The organism is Kocuria sp. ZOR0020 (assembly GCF_000800955.1).
Classification (GTDB): domain Bacteria; phylum Actinomycetota; class Actinomycetes; order Actinomycetales; family Micrococcaceae; genus Kocuria; species Kocuria subflava.
Window position 1 is genome coordinate 1 of sequence record NZ_JROX01000230.1, and the last position, 1,808, is coordinate 1,808.

A 1,808-nucleotide genomic window follows, 5' to 3' on the forward strand; every position below is an offset into this window, starting at 1 on the left:
GCTGGTCCGCCGGAACGGTCTCTGTAGCCCGGTCGGCAGGTCTGGGGGTCTCGCACCATCCCGTTGGACGGTGCGAGCCCCTTCTTTGTGCCCCTTACAGGTCGAGGTGCCGAGTCGCCTGGGCGGCGGACCGCCGACGCTCGTCCTCGATGGTCGGACGGGTCAGGGTTCGCAGTGCTGATTCGGCCCGCGCGTGGTCGATCTTCTGCGCCGTGCCTTCAGGCTGGGGGCCGAGCGGGTTCGGGTCGGTGATCTGGTACCGGTCACGGTAGGCGGCCACAACCAGGGCGCGGCGTCGCCATTGCTGCCGCTCCCGCCCGTTGGCGGTGATCGGGCCGAGTGCTGTAACCCATGGCTCGTGGGCTTGGAGGGCGGTGTCGAGGACGGCTTCTGCTCGGGTTTCGATGAGGTGGCGGCGTTCGGTCAGGGCGTGCTGTATGTCGGGGGTCATGGGGCCGGTGGCTTCGGGGATCAGTCCGGCGATGAGACGCGGTGCGTGCCGGGTGCGGCCCGATCCGGCGGGTCGGGTGGAGGCGTTGGCGAGGCGGTGGTGGATGACGGAGGCGATGTCGTCGGCGTCGGCGAACCCGCGCGCGGCGATGAGGCGTGGCAGGAGGGTGTCGACGTTGTGGTGGTTGGCTTCGGCCCGGCGCAGTTCCGCAGTCAGGGCGCCAAAGGCGTCGGAGTCGATGACGGCTTGGGCTTGATCGCCGGTGAGCCCGGAGCCGCGGACCAGGGTGGTCCAGCGGTCGTGTTGGGCTGAGGCGGCGATGGTGTCGTACTCGGCAGCGAGTTGGGCGATCGAGCCCCACCGGTCCTGCTCGGCGGTGATGGTCTCGTGCGCCGACGGCTCAGCACCGCTGTGCTGGAGCACGCCGTAGAGGATCGCGCGGGCGGTGGCGTCGGGGTTGTCGCCCGGATGCGCAGTGGCGTGGTCGTCGGGTCGGTCGAGGATGACGTAGGCCTGGTTCGATTCGCGTCCGCGGGTCATGGCGGCATACAGGTTCTCCCTGGTGGTGGTGGGTTCGACGAGGACGTGGGCGGTGTCGGTGGTGATGCCTTGGGCGCGGTGGGCGGTGACGGCGTAGCCGAGGTCGACGTGCTCGGCCACGTAGTCAGCGGGCAGGACGATGCTGTTGCCGAACCGGGCCCCGGGTGGGCGGATCGTGACCGACCCGCCATCGCGTACTTGGCTGATGGTCCAGGTTTGGCCGTTGCGGACCCAGCCGTGCCGGTTCCGCAGCCGCCGGTCGTTGTGGCGGGTGATGATCGTGTCCCCGACTCCTGCTGTCGCGCCGTCGGACAGGGTGATTTCGGGGCCGGGCTTCAATGTGCCGTCGAGGATGAGGTCGGCGCGGGCGCGGACGTTGAGAGCGGTGACGTTCTCGCGGGTTTCGGCGATCAGCATCGACGCCAACCCCTGCCGGCGATCGTGGCGCCAGGCGGTGTAGGCGGCATCGGCCATGGCGTCGGCGTCACCATCATGGATTCGATGGTGGTCGAGGTAGGTGTTGATGACTGGGGTGCGGCCGTGCCGCAGCTCCAGGGACGCGGTCTTCTCCCAGGCGTGGGTGAAGCGGTGGACGTCGACCAGTTCGGGGGCATCGTCGCGGTCGTGGATCGACAGGCTGAACGCACCACCGGCGTCGACGGACTGGAGCTGGGCGTAGTCACCGACCAGCAGCACCTTCGCCCCCGCCTCCTCCGCTGCCTGCGTGATCCGATCCAGGGAGAGGGTGCCGGCGAGGGAGGCTTCGTCGATGATGACGAGCTGCCCGGCCTTGAAGCTGGCGTCGGTGTGTTGGTGG

At 69.4% G+C, this 1,808-nt stretch carries 1 protein-coding gene; it reads right to left on the minus strand.

Annotated elements, in window-relative coordinates:
- Positions 1-94 precede the first annotated feature (94 nt).
- A partial coding sequence (locus tag L979_RS12220) for an ATP-dependent RecD-like DNA helicase (protein ID WP_047692485.1) occupies positions 95-1,808 on the minus strand: 1,714 nt, incomplete at its 5' end.